This is a genomic window from Microcystis ichthyoblabe FBCC-A1114 (genome assembly GCF_050500245.1).
GTDB lineage: Bacteria > Cyanobacteriota > Cyanobacteriia > Cyanobacteriales > Microcystaceae > Microcystis > Microcystis ichthyoblabe_A.
The window spans coordinates 586769-602354 of the sequence record NZ_CP191408.1 but is presented as its reverse complement, the minus strand read 5'-3'; the positions used below and the strand labels follow the sequence as shown (position 1 = coordinate 602354).

Sequence of the window (15586 nt, the reverse complement as noted above, 5' to 3'; positions counted from 1 at the left end):
GTATAGCAGTTATCGTTTAATTGCCACTCTAGAGACGTTAATAAGCACATCTCTAGAGAATTTCTGTAATCCCTAATTAACTTCTCGAACCGCGATAAATGCGATCAGCTTGGGAGGGTTCTAAATAATTATAGCCCGGTTTTTGGGTCGAGGAGCCATTCTTTTTGGCCACAGTATTAACCGCAGGAGTGGCTTTTTTTACCTCCGCGTGAGTCCTGATATAATCCTCAGAAATCTTGAAGGGATGACTATTGGGAAGATGACGACTAGAGGGTAAATTGTCTGCTGCTTCGGCATGGGCAATTTTACTATGAGGAGCGACAAAATCGTGTAGGATGGGATCATAGGCTAAAATTTCACCAGTTTCAATCCGAAAAATCCAACCGTGTAGAGATAATTTACCCTGATGTAATCGGGAACGAATAATTGGATAGCTTTGCAAATTACTTAACTGATTGAGAACATTTTCTGCTACTGTCACCTCGATCAGTTCTTCTCCTTCTAATTCTTTGTAATTATCCTTAACTAAACGTCGAGTGGCTTCTGCTTGTTTTAACCAATCGTAAACTAAAGGCATTTCATCGGCCAGACTCTGCAATTTTAGCAAACCTTTCATCGCTCCACAATGGGAGTGACCGCAGATAATCACTTGCTCGATGCCGAGAGCGTTGATAGCATATTCTATAGATGCACCTTCACCACCATTGGTTGCTCCGTAGGGAGGAATTATATTCCCCGCATTACGAATTACGAATAATTCCCCCACCTCCGCTTGGGTAATTAGGTTAGGATCGATACGGGAATCGGAACAGGTGATAAACAGGATTCTCGGTTTTTGTCCGTGGGAGAGTTGCTCAAATAATTGCCGATGTTCATCAAAATAACCACTCTGGAACTTTTCTAGTCCCTGTAGGAGTTTCTTCATAATAATTTTTCTGGTTTAGTTTGATCGCTATTGAGTCGATCCTTTCAGCATTATCGGGCATGAGATAACAGCAATGCAACCGGCCAGATTAGCGATCGTTATCGGCTGCGAGATCGGTTATATTTTGTTAAGATAAGATACAGACTGTATCTAAGCAAATTTTATTCTATGGAAACTGCAACAATTTTGGGGATTTCGATCGCTGCCGCTTTGGTAGGAATTACCGCTTTAGCTCTTTATACCGCTTTTGGACCGCCGGCAGCAGAATTAAGCGATCCTTTTGAAGATCACGAAGATTAATTCTTTAATAACCATGTGGCTATCTGCCAAGGAGAAATTTGCTCCATAGGATCGATCGCTCTTTCTAAACCATCGATCGATTCTTTTATTGTTAATTGTAATTGATTTTGCCAATCAATAACAGCGTTTTCTCCCTGACATTCATAAACGCGCATTACCCAACCCCGAGAGGCTGTTTCACTTTGTTTGAAACTCATTAAAATTAAGTTATCGGCCGAGAATTTTAACCATTGTGCCACGGGTGGCAACTGGGTTGATCGAGAAGAATTATTAATAAAAATAACGTTGACAGGTGAGTTTAACTGCCAAGCGTGATGGACAGTTTTCGCCGTTTTCCAGTTACCTTGATGGGGATATATTGCATAGGTAAATTCTTGGTTTCCCAGATCCGCCTCGGGATCGGGCCATCGGGGACTTCTCAACAGAGTTAATCGCAGTTGCTGGTTAGTAGCATCATAGCCATATTTATTATTATTTAAAAGACTTACCCCGTAGTTTGCCTCTGTATCGGTTAAATCCGCCCATTTATGGGCGTAAACTTCCCATTTTGGCGATTCTGGTTCGTGATCACGCTCGATCGCACCACAGGCAATTTCATAGGTGGTAAAATCGCTGTTTAGGGTAAGAGGAAAAGCGGTTTTTACTAAAGTATGTTCTTGCTGCCAATTAACAATAGTTTTAATCTCGAGAATAGGAGCATCTTTTTCTAAGATATAATCTTGACAAAATTGCGAATCACCTAAACTTCTGATCACGCGAATCTGCCAGCGCAAGGGACCACATTCTAAGCATTCGATCGATTTTAATACTGTTTTAGGTAAGGTATATTGTTGATAATTCGGATCGATATTCCAAGCGTCCCAATATTGTCCTTGATCTTTAAATGCCTGTAATTGATTACCAGCAGCTTGCAGGATTTCTTTTTGATTAATTATATCAAATATACTATCTATATCCCCCGTTTCTGAGTTAATAGTAACTTTAAGCAAGCCATTATCTAAAGTAAATTGGCAGTTAGTTAAATTTTGCTTGGCTGCTTGCTGATTGGGAACTAACCAAAATAACTTATAACCCACAGAAGGAATATTTTCAGCGAGAAATAATAGCTGATTGTTGTGGGATAATTGTGAAGGACAGAGACAATTATTTAAGTCATAAACTGAGTAATTTACAGATTCTATAGCTAAAGAGATAACCTGAAATCTTTCCCAGTTAAGAGAATTAAAAACTAGAAAAGGTTTTGCTTGGGGATGGGGGGGATTAGGTAAATTAATTTGATTGGCAATTGCCTGTAAAGCTTGATCTAAAATTGCTTCACCTGTGGTGATAACTTGCCGCCATAACTGATTAGCATCCCTAAATACTTCGGGGATCGAAGTACCGGGCAGTATATCATGAAACTGATTTAATAAAACCTTTTTCCATGCGGATTCTATCTCAACTTTCGGATAGGGAATCTCTAGTAAGATATTAGCCAGAGAAGACCATAATTCCCCTTGATACAAGAGGATTTCACAGTAACGATTATAGGCTTTTTGGTCAGCGTGGCTAGTATAACAACCGCGATGAAATTCTAGATATAATTCATCATCCCAGATAGGAAGATTACTTGTCTCCAGACTGTCCAGATAAGTTGTTGCTTGGCTAAATTTTAACTGGGGGAAAAAAGGAGATTTTTGCCAACGTTGTGCCACTTCTAACATATCACGAGTCGGACCGCCGCCATGGTCGCCAACACCGGGCAGCCAAAAAATATCTTTTAAGCCGGTTTGCCGTTCCCAATTGAGAGCATGATCGGTCATAATAATTGGGTTAGTATCCATAACTCCGGCAACATTAGGAGGAGACATTAGGGAAAGAATTTTACTGCCATCGGGAGATTGCCACCAGAAAAAACCGTGGGGAAATTTAGTCGTATCATTCCAATGTAGTTTCCCAGTTACAAAATATTTGATGCCAAAGGATTTAAGAATTTGTGGCAATTGGTAGGGAAACCCAAAGGTATCCGGCAGCCAAGCAGTTTTAGTGATTTGTCCAAATTTTTCTTGAAAATATTTTTGTCCATAAAGCAGCTGTCGAAATAGGGATTCCCCAGAGATTAAATTGACTTCTGGTTCTACCCACATCCCGCCCAAAAGTTCCCAGGATTGCCCTTTATATGCCTCTAGAATTGCTTTAAACAGGTCAGGATGATGTTTTTCTATCCATTCGTAAATTAGGGGACTAGAATGACCAAATATGAGGGCAGGAAAATATTTTTGCAGGTTTAAAACCGAGATAAAAGTGTTTTTTGCCACTTGCCAAGTTTCTGCCAACGGCCACAACCAAGCCATATCCAAATGTGCATGACCGAGAAGATGAAAACTGCGTTCTTTGAGAGGTTGAGCGAGGGGTTGTAGGGATTGACGAATTGATTCTAGGGATTGATTAAATCTATCTTTGTTGGTGACATTATCCCAGTCAATATTATCGAGAGTAGCGGTAAAAGCTGCTAAGTTTTCAGGATAAAAAGTTTGCAGATAATTATGGAGAATGGTCAATTCATCAGCGACAAAACTAGGATCGATCGCTTGGCTATATTCATAGATTAACTGGGATTTCATCAAACCACCAATATCATGATTGGGACTGACTAAACGCAGAGTAACAAGAATTTCTTGACCAGTAGAGACCGAGTTAGAAAGTAAAATGCGCGTGGAAGAATCAAAGAGATCTCCTGCTTGGATAAATTGATTATTAACATAAATTTTGACATCTTCCGCCCACCAAGTTAGGATTAATCTCAGTTCCATTCCCTCTAAAGGATAACCGGCTAAATGTTCGGGGACAATAATTTTTTGAGTTAGATATTGGATTTGTCTGCCGGCCGGCCAAATAATGTATTGTTTTTCATTGAGGGTGACGGGTTGAATTGGTTTTCCCGCTGCTGTAGCGATCAACCAATTTTTCTGAACATCTCTGCGGGTGAGGTGAGACAGTTTAGCGATGTTGTCGAGGGGAGACATGAGCCAACAAATAAGTTAATTTTGACTATTTTAGGCGATCGAGGACTAATTGCCCTAGAAGAGAACTTTTGTTAACGCAATACTGCTGAAGACTTACTCAATCTCATCCTTCAACGGTTTATTGAGAATGAGCAGGGAAAGCAAAAACCTAGTATTAGGCAGAAAACCTCTTTGGGGAGAGGGTTTTAGAGAAAGCCCGTGATGAGGATTGAACTCATGACCTCACCCTTACCAAGGGTGTGCTCTACCACTGAGCTACACGGGCATTGATCGTGGTGGGCCGGGCCGGATTCGAACCAGCGTAGGCGTAGCCAACGGATTTACAGTCCGCCCCCATTAACCACTCGGGCACCGACCCATTAATTCCACGATTAACAATCATAGCACCCTTAGCTAAAACCCACAAGTGTTTAGGGAAAAAAATTTTTGAGCCATAAAATAACTCCCGTTAAAGCCATGGCTTTAATGGGAGTTTTCTGATAATCTTGAAGATTACTTCAAAGCGTCTTCTTCCTTGTGGGTGAGGATCACACAGTCAGAGGTAGGATAGGCGACGCAGGTGAGGACATAACCCGCTTCAATTTGATCGTCATCTAAGAAGGATTGATCGGATTGATCGACAGTACCAGATTCAATTTTACCTGCACAGGTGGAGCAAGCTCCCGCACGGCAGGAATAGGGTAAGTCCAGTCCTTGCTCTTCAGCTACATCGAGAATGTACTCATCATCGGGAACCTCAATTGTAGCATTAAGTCCTTCAGATTCATTTTTCAGGGTGACTTTATAAATTGGCATCGGTTGTTCCTCTTAATTAAATGCTAGTGAAAGCGGCAGTCTCTACAATTGCCTCTCGCCCGTCCTCAGAGTGAACGATGCGAGCGAGTTTCATTTTTGATACTACGGGAAAATCTGCCTGACTCAGCCTTGCATTAGTAATGACAGTCTTAAATAAACTTAAAATAAAATTTACTTATATATCTAACCCAGAATTCTTGAGGATACTTGCTCGATCTCTAGATAATTTCATCCCTCTACAATCTAGCTAAACTAACCACTACTAAGCATTTGGAGCTATAATGCTAATCGTTTTTTTCGTCTTGAGCCGATTTTTATTAAATATTAATTTAACTTATGGTTAAGATAGATGTCGATGAATTGTCTTTAACCCAGCCAAGAAATTGCTTTTCGGCACTACTGCCGCTAACACATCTAGGGAAACTAGGAAAAAATATATTGACAATCAAACCAATAAATGATATAGGGAGATAAATCCCCTGTTGCCAGGGGTAGCATCCGTTAAAACGGATGGCTAACCCTCCCTGACGATTTCTTGGTTTTCGGATTGTCAGTTTTCCAGTATCTGGTTCACCGATTAGCAAACCCTAATTACTTATTAGGTTGGGGAGTCATGCGTAGATAGGGTTTGATTTCTTCAACTCCTTTGGGGAATTTGCTACGAGCTTCTTCAGTGGGAATAGAGGGAACCACCACACAATCGCCACCGTCGGTCCAGTTAGCCGGGGTAGCCACTTGATAGTTATCGGTGAGCTGCAGGGAGTCAATTACCCGCAGGATCTCGTTAAAATTGCGTCCCGTGCTGGCAGGATAGGTAATAGTTAAACGTAATTTTTTGTTGGGATCGATAATAAACACCGAACGTACCGTCAGATTATTGAGGGAATTGGGGTGAATCATGCCGTAGAGATCGGATACCTTGCGATCGCCATCGGCGATAATCGGATAGTTAACGGTAGTGTTTTGAGTTTCGTTGATGTCATTAATCCAACCCCGATGGGATTCGGCACTATCGACACTCAAAGCGATCACTTTCACATTACGTCGCTCAAATTCTGACTTAAGACTAGCCACCGTACCTAATTCCGTGGTACAAACGGGGGTATAATCAGCCGGGTGGGAGAACAGCACCACCCAGCTATCTCCTACCCACTGGTGAAAAGAAATCGGACCTGCACTAGAATCTTGTGTAAAATCTGGAACGATATCACCCAATTGGAGAGCCATAATTGTGTCTTCCTTATTATGTATTTCAAGACAAGCAACAGTCTATGATGCCATAGGAGTGCTGTTCGTCAGCGATAATTTTAGGGATTTATAATAATTGGGTTAGGGGATAGGGGAATGAGGAAATGGGGGAAGTGGGGAAATAGGGAAATAGGGAAATTCAACTGTAGCAGCAGCCAGATGGCATCAGGAAAATCCTTGCCAGAAAAGGGTTTTAGCGATTTAGATTGTCCTAACCAACTTGTTCTTTGTGATCAAACCCCAAAACCGCAAAACCCTTCCCCTAGGGGGGCAAACTAGGTTATGATCTGGTCTAATGGCATGATATAACTTTTTTAACTAGCTATCAGCGTTCAGCTAATAGCTAGGCTGCGGTGGCAAATCTCAACTACCCACCCTATGCCTAGTCGGAAAGCTGACGGCTTAATTTCTTGTCCTGATCGTTAATTTGCCTTGGTTTTAGGAGACCACAACTGCAATGAAGAATCTTGTTCGTCTGCTGGCGGTAATTGCCTTGATTATCGGGAGTTTTTGGGGCAAAGTTCCCGCTCAAGCTCTCAATCTTACCTCGATCACCCTTCCCTCTCATCCCGTGGCGGTCTTAAATGCGGCTGATGCCAAACTAACCACAGAATTTGGGGCGAAAATCGACCTCAATAACAGTGATATTCGCGATTTCCGGGACTTGAGAGGGTTCTATCCCAATTTAGCCGGTAAAATCATCAAAAACGCCCCCTACGAAGAAGTGGAAGATGTCCTCAATATCCCCGGACTCTCGGATACTCAAAAAGAGCGTTTACAGGCTAATCTGGAGAAATTTACCGTTACTGAGCCTTCTAAAGAATTTATCGAGGGTGATGACCGTTTTAACCCCGGAGTTTACTAAATCTAGTTAATTACGGTTTTAAAAAAATTTCTAGGTGGGCGATCGCTCACCTTTTTCAGTGATCAGCTTCTGAAGGCAAGAGGCAAAAGAAAGAATCTGGCATACTGCCCCAAGCTAAAAACCGGGGATTTTTGCCAGAACTATAGAGAAATGAAATGCTAGAATAAATAGAATTTATCAATTAACTCCTACATGGTCGTTTCCTCGCAACTGCCGAGTTATCAAGATGTGTTAGTGGTGGGATCGGGAGCGGCGGGATTGTATGCCGCACTGTGTTTACCCCCTAACTTAAAGGTGGGTTTAATTACCAAAGAAGATTTAAAAACTGGGGCTAGTGATTGGGCGCAGGGAGGAATTGCGGCAGCCACCTCCCCGGCAGATTCCCCCGTTTTCCATTTAGAAGATACCCTGAAAGCCGGAGCGGGCTTATGCGATCGCTATGCTGTGCAGTTTTTAGTCGAGAAGGCCCCCCAAGCGATCGCTGATTTGCTGCGGTTAGGGGTTAGTTTTGATCGCTCCGGAGACGACTTAGCCCGCACTCTTGAGGCTGCCCATTCCCAGGCCAGGGTGCTGCACGCAGCCGATCGCACGGGGAGAGCGATCGTCAGTACCCTGATGGAAAAAGTGACCGAGCGGCCCAATATTACCATTATTCCCCAAGCGATCGCCCTGAAACTCTGGCTTGACCCGGAAGGGCAACGCTGTCAAGGTATTTGTTTACTCCATCAAGATCATCTCTGTTGGCTGCGAGCGCAAGCAGTCATTCTGGCTACGGGAGGCGGCGGTCAAGTCTATGCCCAAACCACTAATCCCGCCGTTAGCACGGGGGATGGAGTCGCCCTCGCTTGGCGTGCTGGGGCAGTGATTCGCGACCCGGAATTTTTTCAGTTTCACCCCACCGCTTTGACTGTGCCGGGGGCACCGCGGTTTTTAATTAGTGAGGCGGTGCGCGGCGAAGGAGCGCATTTAATTGATGCTCTGGGGCGGCGTTTTGTCTTCGATTATCATCGGGCCGGAGAATTGGCCCCCCGGGATGTGGTGAGTCGGGCGATTTTTAGCCATTTGCAGAAAACCTCCGACGATCCCGCCCATGCCAAAGTATATCTAGATTTAAGACCAATCGAACCGGAGCGTCTGCGTTATCGTTTCCCCAATATTATCCGCATCTGTCAAAAATGGGGCATTAATGTGTTTGAGGATGTGATTCCGGTCGCCCCCGCCGCTCACTATTGGATGGGAGGAGTGGCCACAGATTTAAACGCCCGCACTTCTCTATCTGGTTTGTATGCGATCGGCGAAGCCGCTAGTACAGGTGTTCACGGGGCTAATCGTTTAGCTAGTAATTCTCTCTTGGAATGTATTGTCTTTGCGGCAAGTTTAGCTGCAATAGGTCTGGAGCCAGAAAACTTTCTGGGGGAAAGACCCGAAAAACCCTTAGAAATTGCGGAAAACTGGCAGGAAGAACAGGAAGACTGGCAAAAAGTACGGAGAGAATTACCGATTTTAATGTGGGAAAATGCGGGAATTTGCCGATTTCAAAATGAGTTAGAAATTGCTATCCTACGGGTGCAACAGTGGAAACAACAGTTACATTCCTTAAAGATAGGCCAATTTCTCCAGAATCTTCTCCCCGACAAAGGACAATTATTTTTGTGTCCCTCGGTGCAGTTAGAAATAAGAATAGCGATCGAGACATTAAATCTTTTAGATATCGCCGACTTAATTCTGGAAAGTGCCTTATTACGGGCAGAAAGCCGAGGTGGTCACTATCGGGGCGATTATCCAGAAATCGTAGCTAATTGGCAATTACACACGACTATTCAAGGCCGAACCTGGCACAAAACTCCGGTACAAGCTTAATTGAGCCAGTTTTTCACAGATAATCCCTCAGCGTTAAACAGTGGACTCTATCTCCGATCCCAGCAGCGGCACTATTGGTCTGACGCTGACCGGGGGCTTTTCCCAATCATCCTAGTCTATGACCCATCTCTGGAGTTGAGTGCCTCTCATCTATAGCTTTTAGGCTATCATACTTTTACCAACCCCCAAGCAGTTACATAAATTCTATGATCAAACCTAATTTTTTATTGTTGTTAGCTATCGGTGTGAGCAGTTGGGGTCATGATTTTCAGGTTTTATCCAAGGTTAACGCTCAAACTTTACCTGGGTTAGAGCAAACCCAGACTTTCGCCACTTACGAGCAGTTGATGAAAGCTGGTTACGAGGCCAAAAGCCAAAAGAATTATCAACTCGCCGTGGAAAAATTTCAACAAGCTCTGGCACAACTTCCGAACGACCCCTCTGCTCAAAATGCGATCGCTAATACGAAGAAGTATCTAGGTCAAACCACCAGGGCTGCCAACGCTGGCGCCGAAAATGCGGCTTCACCAATACCATTAATTGCTGGCTCGGCCCTGTTATCCATCGCTTTATTGGCAGCTTTACTATCGCTTTTCTTCCAATATCGTCCCAAGGGCAAAGCCTCAAAACGGCGCGAAAAGACAACTTACGCCAATCCTAAAAACCCACTCGACAACTTTTCCAGGGGCAATGGCAATCCCTTCGGCGCAGACACCAAAACTGACAGTGACATTAATGGCAGTGGTGACGAGGATTTCGACCCTTCTTTGCCCGTACAAGCTACCTCCCGCATCCCGAACGTAGATTTAATCTTGCGTTTAATTGAAAGTCTTCGCGATAACGATCCCCGTACCCGTAGAAGGGCGGTTTGGAAGCTGGCACAGGTGTCCGATTCTAGGGCAATGCAGCCTTTAGTCGATAGCATGGTGGATGGAGATTCCTACGAACGCAGTTTAACCCTAGAAGCTCTCGCTCAAATCTGCACCCGCTCCCTGCGACCGATGAACCAAGCTTTGGCTATCTCTCTCCAGGATAAAAATCCCCAGGTGCGGAAAAATGCCATTCGGGATTTAACCAGACTCTACGATATCATGTCTCAGATCAGTCAATTAATTTGTCATGCCCTCGATGATCCCGATGAGGAAGTGCAAGAAACAGCACGCTGGGCAGTTAGACAGTTAAATCTGCAATTAGCTCCCCGTTTAGATATTGCTCCCCTAGAAACTACTGGTGAACCAGAAGATGACGATGTACAGGATACTTCCTTCACCGACACCACACCGACCTTCACCGAAACTACACCCAACTGAGGTGCAAAATTGAGTCGAAAACTGTTATTTATCTCCACCCCCGTGGGATTTTTGGGATCGGGGGACGGCGGTGGCGTAGAACTAACTATTTATAATCTCGCTCGCACTCTGAATAAGCAAGGGTACGCGGTGCGGGTAGTGGCTCCAGAAGCCTCGCAATTGCATGATATCCCCTTGATTACTATAGCAGGAAATGCCCAGATTTCCGCCCAAAGTCAAGGCAGGGAAGCCCCGATTTTAATGCCCGAAAATGCCGTTTTGGCCAATATGTGGCACTACGCCCAACAGGTACAAAATGAGTACGATTTAATTGTTAATTTTGCCTACGATTGGCTCCCTTTTTATCTCACTCCTTTTTTTGCTACTCCCGTCGCCCATTTAGTCAGCATGGCTTCCGTTTCTTTGGCGATGGATCATATTATTCAAAAAACCTACCGCAGTTTTCCCCATTTACTCGCTTTTCACACCGTCGTCCAAGCAGAAACTTTCTCAATATCTCCCCCCTATCGCTGTTTGGCTAATGGTTTAGACGTATCTTTGTATCAGTTTCGGGCCAATCCGTCCCCCTCTCTGGCCTGGGTGGGACGGATTGCCCCGGAAAAAGCTCTAGAAGATGCGATCGCCGCTTGTCAACAGTTGGGCGTACCTTTACGCGTTTTCGGTCATATTTCCGATCCTCTCTACTGGCAAAATTTACAGGATAACTATAGTTTCGATTTAGTCGATTATCGTGGGTTTTTGCCCACCAGGAGCCTACAAAAAGAGCTAGGGGACTGTTTTGGCCTGTTGATGACCCCGCGCTGGGTTGAGGCTTTTGGTAACGGAGCTATTGAAGCTTTGGCCTGTGGTGTTCCCGTAGTTGCCTATGGTCGTGGTGGTCCGGTAGAAATTATTGAAGATGGAAAAACTGGTTTTTTAGTTGAACCCGATAGTATCGAGGGATTAGTTACGGGAATTAAAAATTTAGACCGGATCGATCGATATTCTTGTCGTGCAGTAGTGGAGCAAAAATATTCCCTAGAAGCTTTAGGAAATCGAGCTATTAATTGGTTTGAAGAAATTTTTGCTCGCAGTCAAAAATAAATAGGCTCTCTTGGTTTAGTCTGGTTAAATCTTTATCCCAGAAGGGTTCGGGATCAACCACAGAGACACAAAGAACACAAAGATTGATCGATCCTATGATAAGTTATACCATTTCTCTAAATGAAAACTACACATCGAATTTAAGTCACCCTTTTTAAGGGGGATTTAGGGGGATTAAACTTCTGTAGTCAGACTTTGGAGAATTGGTATTAAACTTATCACACAGAACCTAGAAGAGCCAAAAACGCCTACCTCAAACTAATGGGTAGGCGTAGTTTATCGATTACTCTACCTAAACTCTCTGTAAAACTCTGGCATAGACAAAATCAGCCAACTGTGTACCCGACCAGAAACCGTGGTCACCGTCCCATTGGAAGTGAACTCCCAGATAAACACGGCTGCGACCATTTTCCAAAGCCGCCGAACTAAAACTATTATAGGTGCGTTTAATCCCCTCGGCGTTAGGATCGTCCGTGTCGGCGGTAAAAGTGACGTTATCAGTACCAAAGAAATTACGCATAATCCCAGCGTGGGCCGCCCCAAAAGTGGCATGACCAGAAACATAGGCAGGGAAAGCGGGACTAAAACGCTGACCGGCGGTATTAATTGATAGGGGTTGCCAATTGGGATCAGCTTCGGTTAAAAGATTACCATCTTGATCGGCCAGACGGATCGCTGTTTCCGGTCGCCAGAGATTAATCGGCAGCCGGTACTTAGCATCCCACGCGACAATAGCGGCATCACCCATGACTAAACCCACTAGGGCAAATAAACGCGCTGTTTCCAGTAGAGATAAATTTCTTTGTTGGGCAACAATTTGGGTAATGCGGAACAGATGGCCGGGGGGTTTATAGGTTCCATCCACATCATTCGCCCAGAAAAAGGCAATTCTAGTCTGTGCAGCAGTACGCGCAGAGGAATTGGCCGCCCCTAACAGTTTGACTTCGTTAAACTGGGCCGCATATTCAGGACTACGGAGAAGGTCGATTTTATTACTGAACTTCCCCCATACATATATACTATAATAGCCGAAAACCCTTATCCATCAATGGATACGCCCCTTAACTTTTCTTAATGTACCCATGTAATTTGTAACATTTCTTAATGGACAAGAATTCTCTCTATTTGCTAGAATGATAGCCATGTATATAGAAAAAGTTCCTAACCGTAATTCCCCCCCCGCCGTTCTTCTTCGGGAGTCCTACCGAGAAGGAGATCAAGTCAAAAAAAGAACCCTGGCGAATCTCTCAAAATTACCCGATGATATTATCGACAATCTGAAACTGGCTCTTAAAGGCGCAACACTGTCCATGACTGAAGGCATTCCCAATCATTTTGAAGTGATTAGAAGTCTTCCTCATGGTCATGTAATGGCTATTTTAGAGACGATTAAAAAATTAGGTTTAGATAAAATAATCAGTGAAAAATCCTCACGAATCAGAAACTTAGTGGTGGCGATGATTGTGGCAAGAATCATCAATCCTAAATCGAAACTAGCCACAGCGAGAGGGTTTAATAGCGAGACTTGTAGTCAGAGTTTAGGACAATTGTTAGACTTAGAGAAAGCCGATGAAGACGAATTATATAACGCCTTAGATTGGTTATTAGAAAAACAAGAGAAAATTGAGAAGCACCTAGCAATTAAACACTTAGAATCAGGAACATTAGTCTTGTATGATGTCACTTCTACCTACCTAGAAGGAAATGGTTGTGAACTGGGAAAATATGGTTATAACCGAGATAAAAAGAAAGGGAAAACTCAGATAGTTTTTGGTCTGCTCTGTTCAGCTAAGGGTTGTCCGATAGCGGTAGAAGTATTTGAAGGAAACACTTCAGACGGTGCTACTTTAAGCGGACAAATTGAGAAAGTCAGAAAGGGTTGGGGGATTGAGAATGTTGTCTGGGTAAGCGATAGAGGAATTTTAACCAACTCGAAAATCAACGAATTAGTAAAACCCATAGAAGGATTAGACTATATTACTGGTTTAACTAAGCCTCAAATTCGGAAACTGGCTGAGGTAGAAGTGATTCAATTAGGATTATTTGATCAGGTAAACTTGGTGGAATTTGAGAGTGAAGATTATCCCGATGAAAGATTAATTGCTTGTCGGAATCCCTTAATCGCCCAGAAAAATCAACTACAAAGAGAGGCATTATTAGAAGCGGTAGAGAAGGAACTAGATTTGATTGTTCAGGCGACTCAAAGGGAGAAAAGAGCTTTAAAGGGTCAAGATAAGATAGCTTTGAGAGTGGGCAAGGTTCTTAATCAGTTTAAGGTCAATAAATACTATAACTTAGAGATAACAGAGGAAGGCTTTTCTTATCAGCGTCAGCGGGAATTAATCGCTCAAGAAACGGCTTTGGATGGTGTGTATGTGTTAAGAACTTCTCTGGAGTCAACTTTGATGGATGCAGCGACGACGGTTAAAGCTTATAAAAGTTTGTCTCAAGTGGAGGAGGCATTTCGCTGTTATAAGTCAATTGATTTAAAGGTACGTCCTATATATCATTATCAGGGTGATAGAGTCAAAGCTCATATCTTTTTATGTATGTTGGCTTATTATGTGGAATGGCATTTAAAACAGTGCTTGGCTCCTTTGTTATTTGAGGATGAAGAAATTGATGATGGTTCTCTGAATGTGATTAAAGCGAGTCGCAGTGAATCCGCTCAGTCTAAAGAGAGAAAAAAACGGAATCAAGAGAACCTCCCTGTGCATAGCTTTCGGACTTTGTTGGAAGACCTGGGGACAATTTGCTTGAATACAGTGGAATGTACGATTAGGGAGGGAAGTTATCGTTTTTCTAAGATAACTCGACCGACCCAACTGCAACAAAAAGCGTTAGATTTATTGGGAGTTTCCCTGATTTGTACCCAGTAACGGGGCGGCGGAAATTCTCTTAATCCCTCCTACAGCATAGGTTATGGCCTTTTGTCAACGGGGAAGTCCAGTTATTAGCATAGTTACCCGGAAAGGGCGGCCGAAATTGACTCCCAGAAGTCATGACAAAGGGAGTCACGTCCGGCCATTGGGGGGCAACCGCATCCCCGGATCCTGTCGGTCGCCAATCCCCCGGCTGATTACCCGGTTTATACAGGGGAGGTTGGTCAGAACCGTCATTCTGACGCAGGGTGAGAATGGAATCGGCCACGGCCTGCCCAAAGGTTTTACCTTTGGTATCGGCATCGGACATCTTAACCACGTTTAATCTTTGCAGGGATGTATCCAAAGCAGTATTAAAAGTCATGGTCAGATTGACATAAATCCGGCTAAGAATACGATGGGCCGCATAAACCGCCGCTATTTCAGGAGAAGTACCGGGATCAGGCTTTAACTTTAAATTGCTAGGATAGGGACTGTATAAATTCCCCGAAAGGGCATTAATGGCGTTAAACATCGCCACCTGTAACATCGCCCCCGCCCGGGCAATCGGTGTCGGACCGCCACCAATTTTCCGAATAGTTTCTAAAAAAACGTCATTCCACTCGATAATTACGTTCATATCGTTACCTCCTTTAATATCGCAACTTTGACTTAACAGCCCCAGTCTATTGAATAATTTCAATAGTAACCATAGAAGTTTAGGCTATTAACAAGAAGTTAAGTGACGTAAATCCCACTTTAAAGCACTGGCAATTTGTCAACTACTTTTTACAAAAATTAACTATTGCAGTTATTACTTATCAGATTTGACTGTTCAGTTCACTGATGACTGTTTACTGATAACCGAAAAACCTGCCACTTGCCACTTTTCTATAGCGATTTAGTCTGATTGACGATTCGATCGTAGAATAGCAACAGATCAAGAGAGTACAGGTCAAATATGCCGAAATTTGTTGTCTGGGGTAGTTATTGTGAAAATGTGCTGGAAAAACGCGCACCCTATCGTCAAGCGCATCTAGAGGGATTAAATCAACAGAAAGAACGGGGAATTCTCATTACTATCGGACCAACGGCAGATTTAAGCCAAGTTTTCGCAATTTATCAGGCAGCCAGCGAGTCGGAAGTGCGAGAATTAATCGAAGCGGATCCCTACTGGCAAAATGGCATCTGGACAGAGTACCAAGTCAAGGAATGGATTCAAGCCATCTAAGGGGGCTATCAGCTATATTTTTCTATAAGGGTGTTGTCATAAAATTTTCCAACTACGCAACTAATCAAACTCATCTCCGGTCAAGTCTGAGGATATTGTCAAG

At 43.5% G+C, this 15586-nt stretch carries 13 protein-coding genes and 2 tRNA genes; 7 read left to right on the top strand and 8 right to left on the bottom strand.

Annotation, left to right across the window (positions count from 1 at the left end; all coding sequences use genetic code 11):
* Nucleotides 1–76: 76 nt before the first annotated feature.
* Nucleotides 77–925 carry a carbonic anhydrase gene (locus ACQY1Y_RS02780; RefSeq protein ID WP_002775894.1) on the bottom strand — a complete coding sequence of 283 codons (849 nt, stop codon included), beginning with the start codon at nucleotides 923–925 and terminating at the stop codon, nucleotides 77–79.
* 168 nt (nucleotides 926–1093) lie between these two features.
* Here ACQY1Y_RS02780 and psbN point away from each other — a divergent pair, with 168 nt between their 5' ends.
* Nucleotides 1094–1225, top strand: a complete 132-nt coding sequence (psbN, locus tag ACQY1Y_RS02775; RefSeq protein ID WP_002761150.1) for a photosystem II reaction center protein PsbN — start codon at nucleotides 1094–1096, stop codon at nucleotides 1223–1225.
* Here the strand turns inward: psbN and ACQY1Y_RS02770 are convergent.
* From ACQY1Y_RS02770 to ACQY1Y_RS02750, 5 genes are all read right to left on the bottom strand, one after another.
* The gene (locus ACQY1Y_RS02770) at nucleotides 1222–4230 is read right to left on the bottom strand and encodes an alpha-mannosidase (RefSeq protein WP_430013925.1); all 3009 of its coding nucleotides are present in this window, start codon (nucleotides 4228–4230) and stop codon (nucleotides 1222–1224) included. The genes psbN and ACQY1Y_RS02770 overlap by 4 nt on opposite strands.
* A 193-nt stretch (nucleotides 4231–4423) precedes the next feature.
* Nucleotides 4424–4495: transfer RNA gene (locus ACQY1Y_RS02765), tRNA-Thr, on the bottom strand.
* 8 nt (nucleotides 4496–4503) lie between these two features.
* Nucleotides 4504–4588 (bottom strand) — tRNA-Tyr (locus ACQY1Y_RS02760).
* A gap of 134 nt (nucleotides 4589–4722) precedes the next feature.
* Nucleotides 4723–5025: a ferredoxin gene (locus ACQY1Y_RS02755; protein WP_430013924.1), complete on the bottom strand. Its 303-nt coding sequence runs from the start codon at nucleotides 5023–5025 to the stop codon at nucleotides 4723–4725.
* A 591-nt stretch (nucleotides 5026–5616) separates the two neighbouring features.
* Nucleotides 5617–6252 carry a peroxiredoxin gene (locus ACQY1Y_RS02750; protein ID WP_002735346.1) on the bottom strand — a complete coding sequence of 212 codons (636 nt, stop codon included), beginning with the start codon at nucleotides 6250–6252 and terminating at the stop codon, nucleotides 5617–5619.
* A gap of 478 nt (nucleotides 6253–6730) precedes the next feature.
* Between ACQY1Y_RS02750 and psbU the strand changes: the two genes are divergently transcribed.
* The 4 genes from psbU to ACQY1Y_RS02730 all read left to right on the top strand — a co-directional run bounded on the left by psbU (nucleotide 6731) and on the right by ACQY1Y_RS02730 (nucleotide 11391).
* Nucleotides 6731–7138: a photosystem II complex extrinsic protein PsbU gene (psbU, locus tag ACQY1Y_RS02745; RefSeq protein ID WP_104395577.1), complete on the top strand. Its 408-nt coding sequence runs from the start codon at nucleotides 6731–6733 to the stop codon at nucleotides 7136–7138.
* A 192-nt stretch (nucleotides 7139–7330) separates the two neighbouring features.
* Nucleotides 7331–8998, top strand: a complete 1668-nt coding sequence (gene nadB / locus ACQY1Y_RS02740; RefSeq protein WP_430013923.1) for an L-aspartate oxidase — start codon at nucleotides 7331–7333, stop codon at nucleotides 8996–8998.
* A 206-nt stretch (nucleotides 8999–9204) separates the two neighbouring features.
* Complete coding sequence (locus ACQY1Y_RS02735; RefSeq protein WP_430013922.1) at nucleotides 9205–10308, top strand: HEAT repeat domain-containing protein; 1104 nt, start codon at nucleotides 9205–9207, stop codon at nucleotides 10306–10308.
* Between the two features lie 9 nt (nucleotides 10309–10317).
* Nucleotides 10318–11391 carry a glycosyltransferase gene (locus ACQY1Y_RS02730; RefSeq protein ID WP_069474661.1) on the top strand — a complete coding sequence of 358 codons (1074 nt, stop codon included), beginning with the start codon at nucleotides 10318–10320 and terminating at the stop codon, nucleotides 11389–11391.
* Nucleotides 11392–11683: 292 nt separating this feature from the next.
* Here the strand turns inward: ACQY1Y_RS02730 and ACQY1Y_RS02725 are convergent, their stop codons facing one another.
* Entirely contained in the window at nucleotides 11684–12256 is a 573-nt protein-coding gene (locus ACQY1Y_RS02725; RefSeq protein WP_430013921.1) for a vanadium-dependent haloperoxidase, read from the bottom strand.
* Between the two features lie 277 nt (nucleotides 12257–12533).
* Between ACQY1Y_RS02725 and ACQY1Y_RS02720 the strand changes: the two genes are divergently transcribed.
* Entirely contained in the window at nucleotides 12534–14270 is a 1737-nt protein-coding gene (locus ACQY1Y_RS02720; RefSeq protein ID WP_430014637.1) for an IS1634 family transposase, read from the top strand.
* Between the two features lie 19 nt (nucleotides 14271–14289).
* Here the strand turns inward: ACQY1Y_RS02720 and ACQY1Y_RS02715 are convergent, their stop codons facing one another.
* Complete coding sequence (locus tag ACQY1Y_RS02715; RefSeq protein ID WP_430013920.1) at nucleotides 14290–14892, bottom strand: hypothetical protein; 603 nt, start codon at nucleotides 14890–14892, stop codon at nucleotides 14290–14292.
* 321 nt (nucleotides 14893–15213) lie between these two features.
* On the opposite strand from ACQY1Y_RS02715, the gene ACQY1Y_RS02710 reads away from it, so the two are divergent.
* Nucleotides 15214–15483, top strand: a complete 270-nt coding sequence (locus ACQY1Y_RS02710; RefSeq protein ID WP_002771659.1) for a YciI family protein — start codon at nucleotides 15214–15216, stop codon at nucleotides 15481–15483.
* The last annotated feature ends 103 nt before the right edge of the window (nucleotides 15484–15586 follow it).

What these genes read in the sequence shown, in the direction of transcription:
- ACQY1Y_RS02780 (WP_002775894.1), bottom strand. Translation starts at nt 925, where the DNA reads ATGAAGAAACTCCTACAGGGACTAGAAAAGTTCCAGAGTGGTTATTTT.
- psbN (WP_002761150.1), top strand. Translation starts at nt 1,094, where the DNA reads ATGGAAACTGCAACAATTTTGGGGATTTCGATCGCTGCCGCTTTGGTA.
- ACQY1Y_RS02770 (WP_430013925.1), bottom strand. Translation starts at nt 4,230, where the DNA reads ATGTCTCCCCTCGACAACATCGCTAAACTGTCTCACCTCACCCGCAGA.
- ACQY1Y_RS02755 (WP_430013924.1), bottom strand. Translation starts at nt 5,025, where the DNA reads ATGCCAATTTATAAAGTCACCCTGAAAAATGAATCTGAAGGACTTAAT.
- ACQY1Y_RS02750 (WP_002735346.1), bottom strand. Translation starts at nt 6,252, where the DNA reads ATGGCTCTCCAATTGGGTGATATCGTTCCAGATTTTACACAAGATTCT.
- psbU (WP_104395577.1), top strand. Translation starts at nt 6,731, where the DNA reads ATGAAGAATCTTGTTCGTCTGCTGGCGGTAATTGCCTTGATTATCGGG.
- nadB (WP_430013923.1), top strand. Translation starts at nt 7,331, where the DNA reads ATGGTCGTTTCCTCGCAACTGCCGAGTTATCAAGATGTGTTAGTGGTG.
- ACQY1Y_RS02735 (WP_430013922.1), top strand. Translation starts at nt 9,205, where the DNA reads ATGATCAAACCTAATTTTTTATTGTTGTTAGCTATCGGTGTGAGCAGT.
- ACQY1Y_RS02720 (WP_430014637.1), top strand. Translation starts at nt 12,534, where the DNA reads ATGTATATAGAAAAAGTTCCTAACCGTAATTCCCCCCCCGCCGTTCTT.
- ACQY1Y_RS02715 (WP_430013920.1), bottom strand. Translation starts at nt 14,892, where the DNA reads ATGAACGTAATTATCGAGTGGAATGACGTTTTTTTAGAAACTATTCGG.
- ACQY1Y_RS02710 (WP_002771659.1), top strand. Translation starts at nt 15,214, where the DNA reads ATGCCGAAATTTGTTGTCTGGGGTAGTTATTGTGAAAATGTGCTGGAA.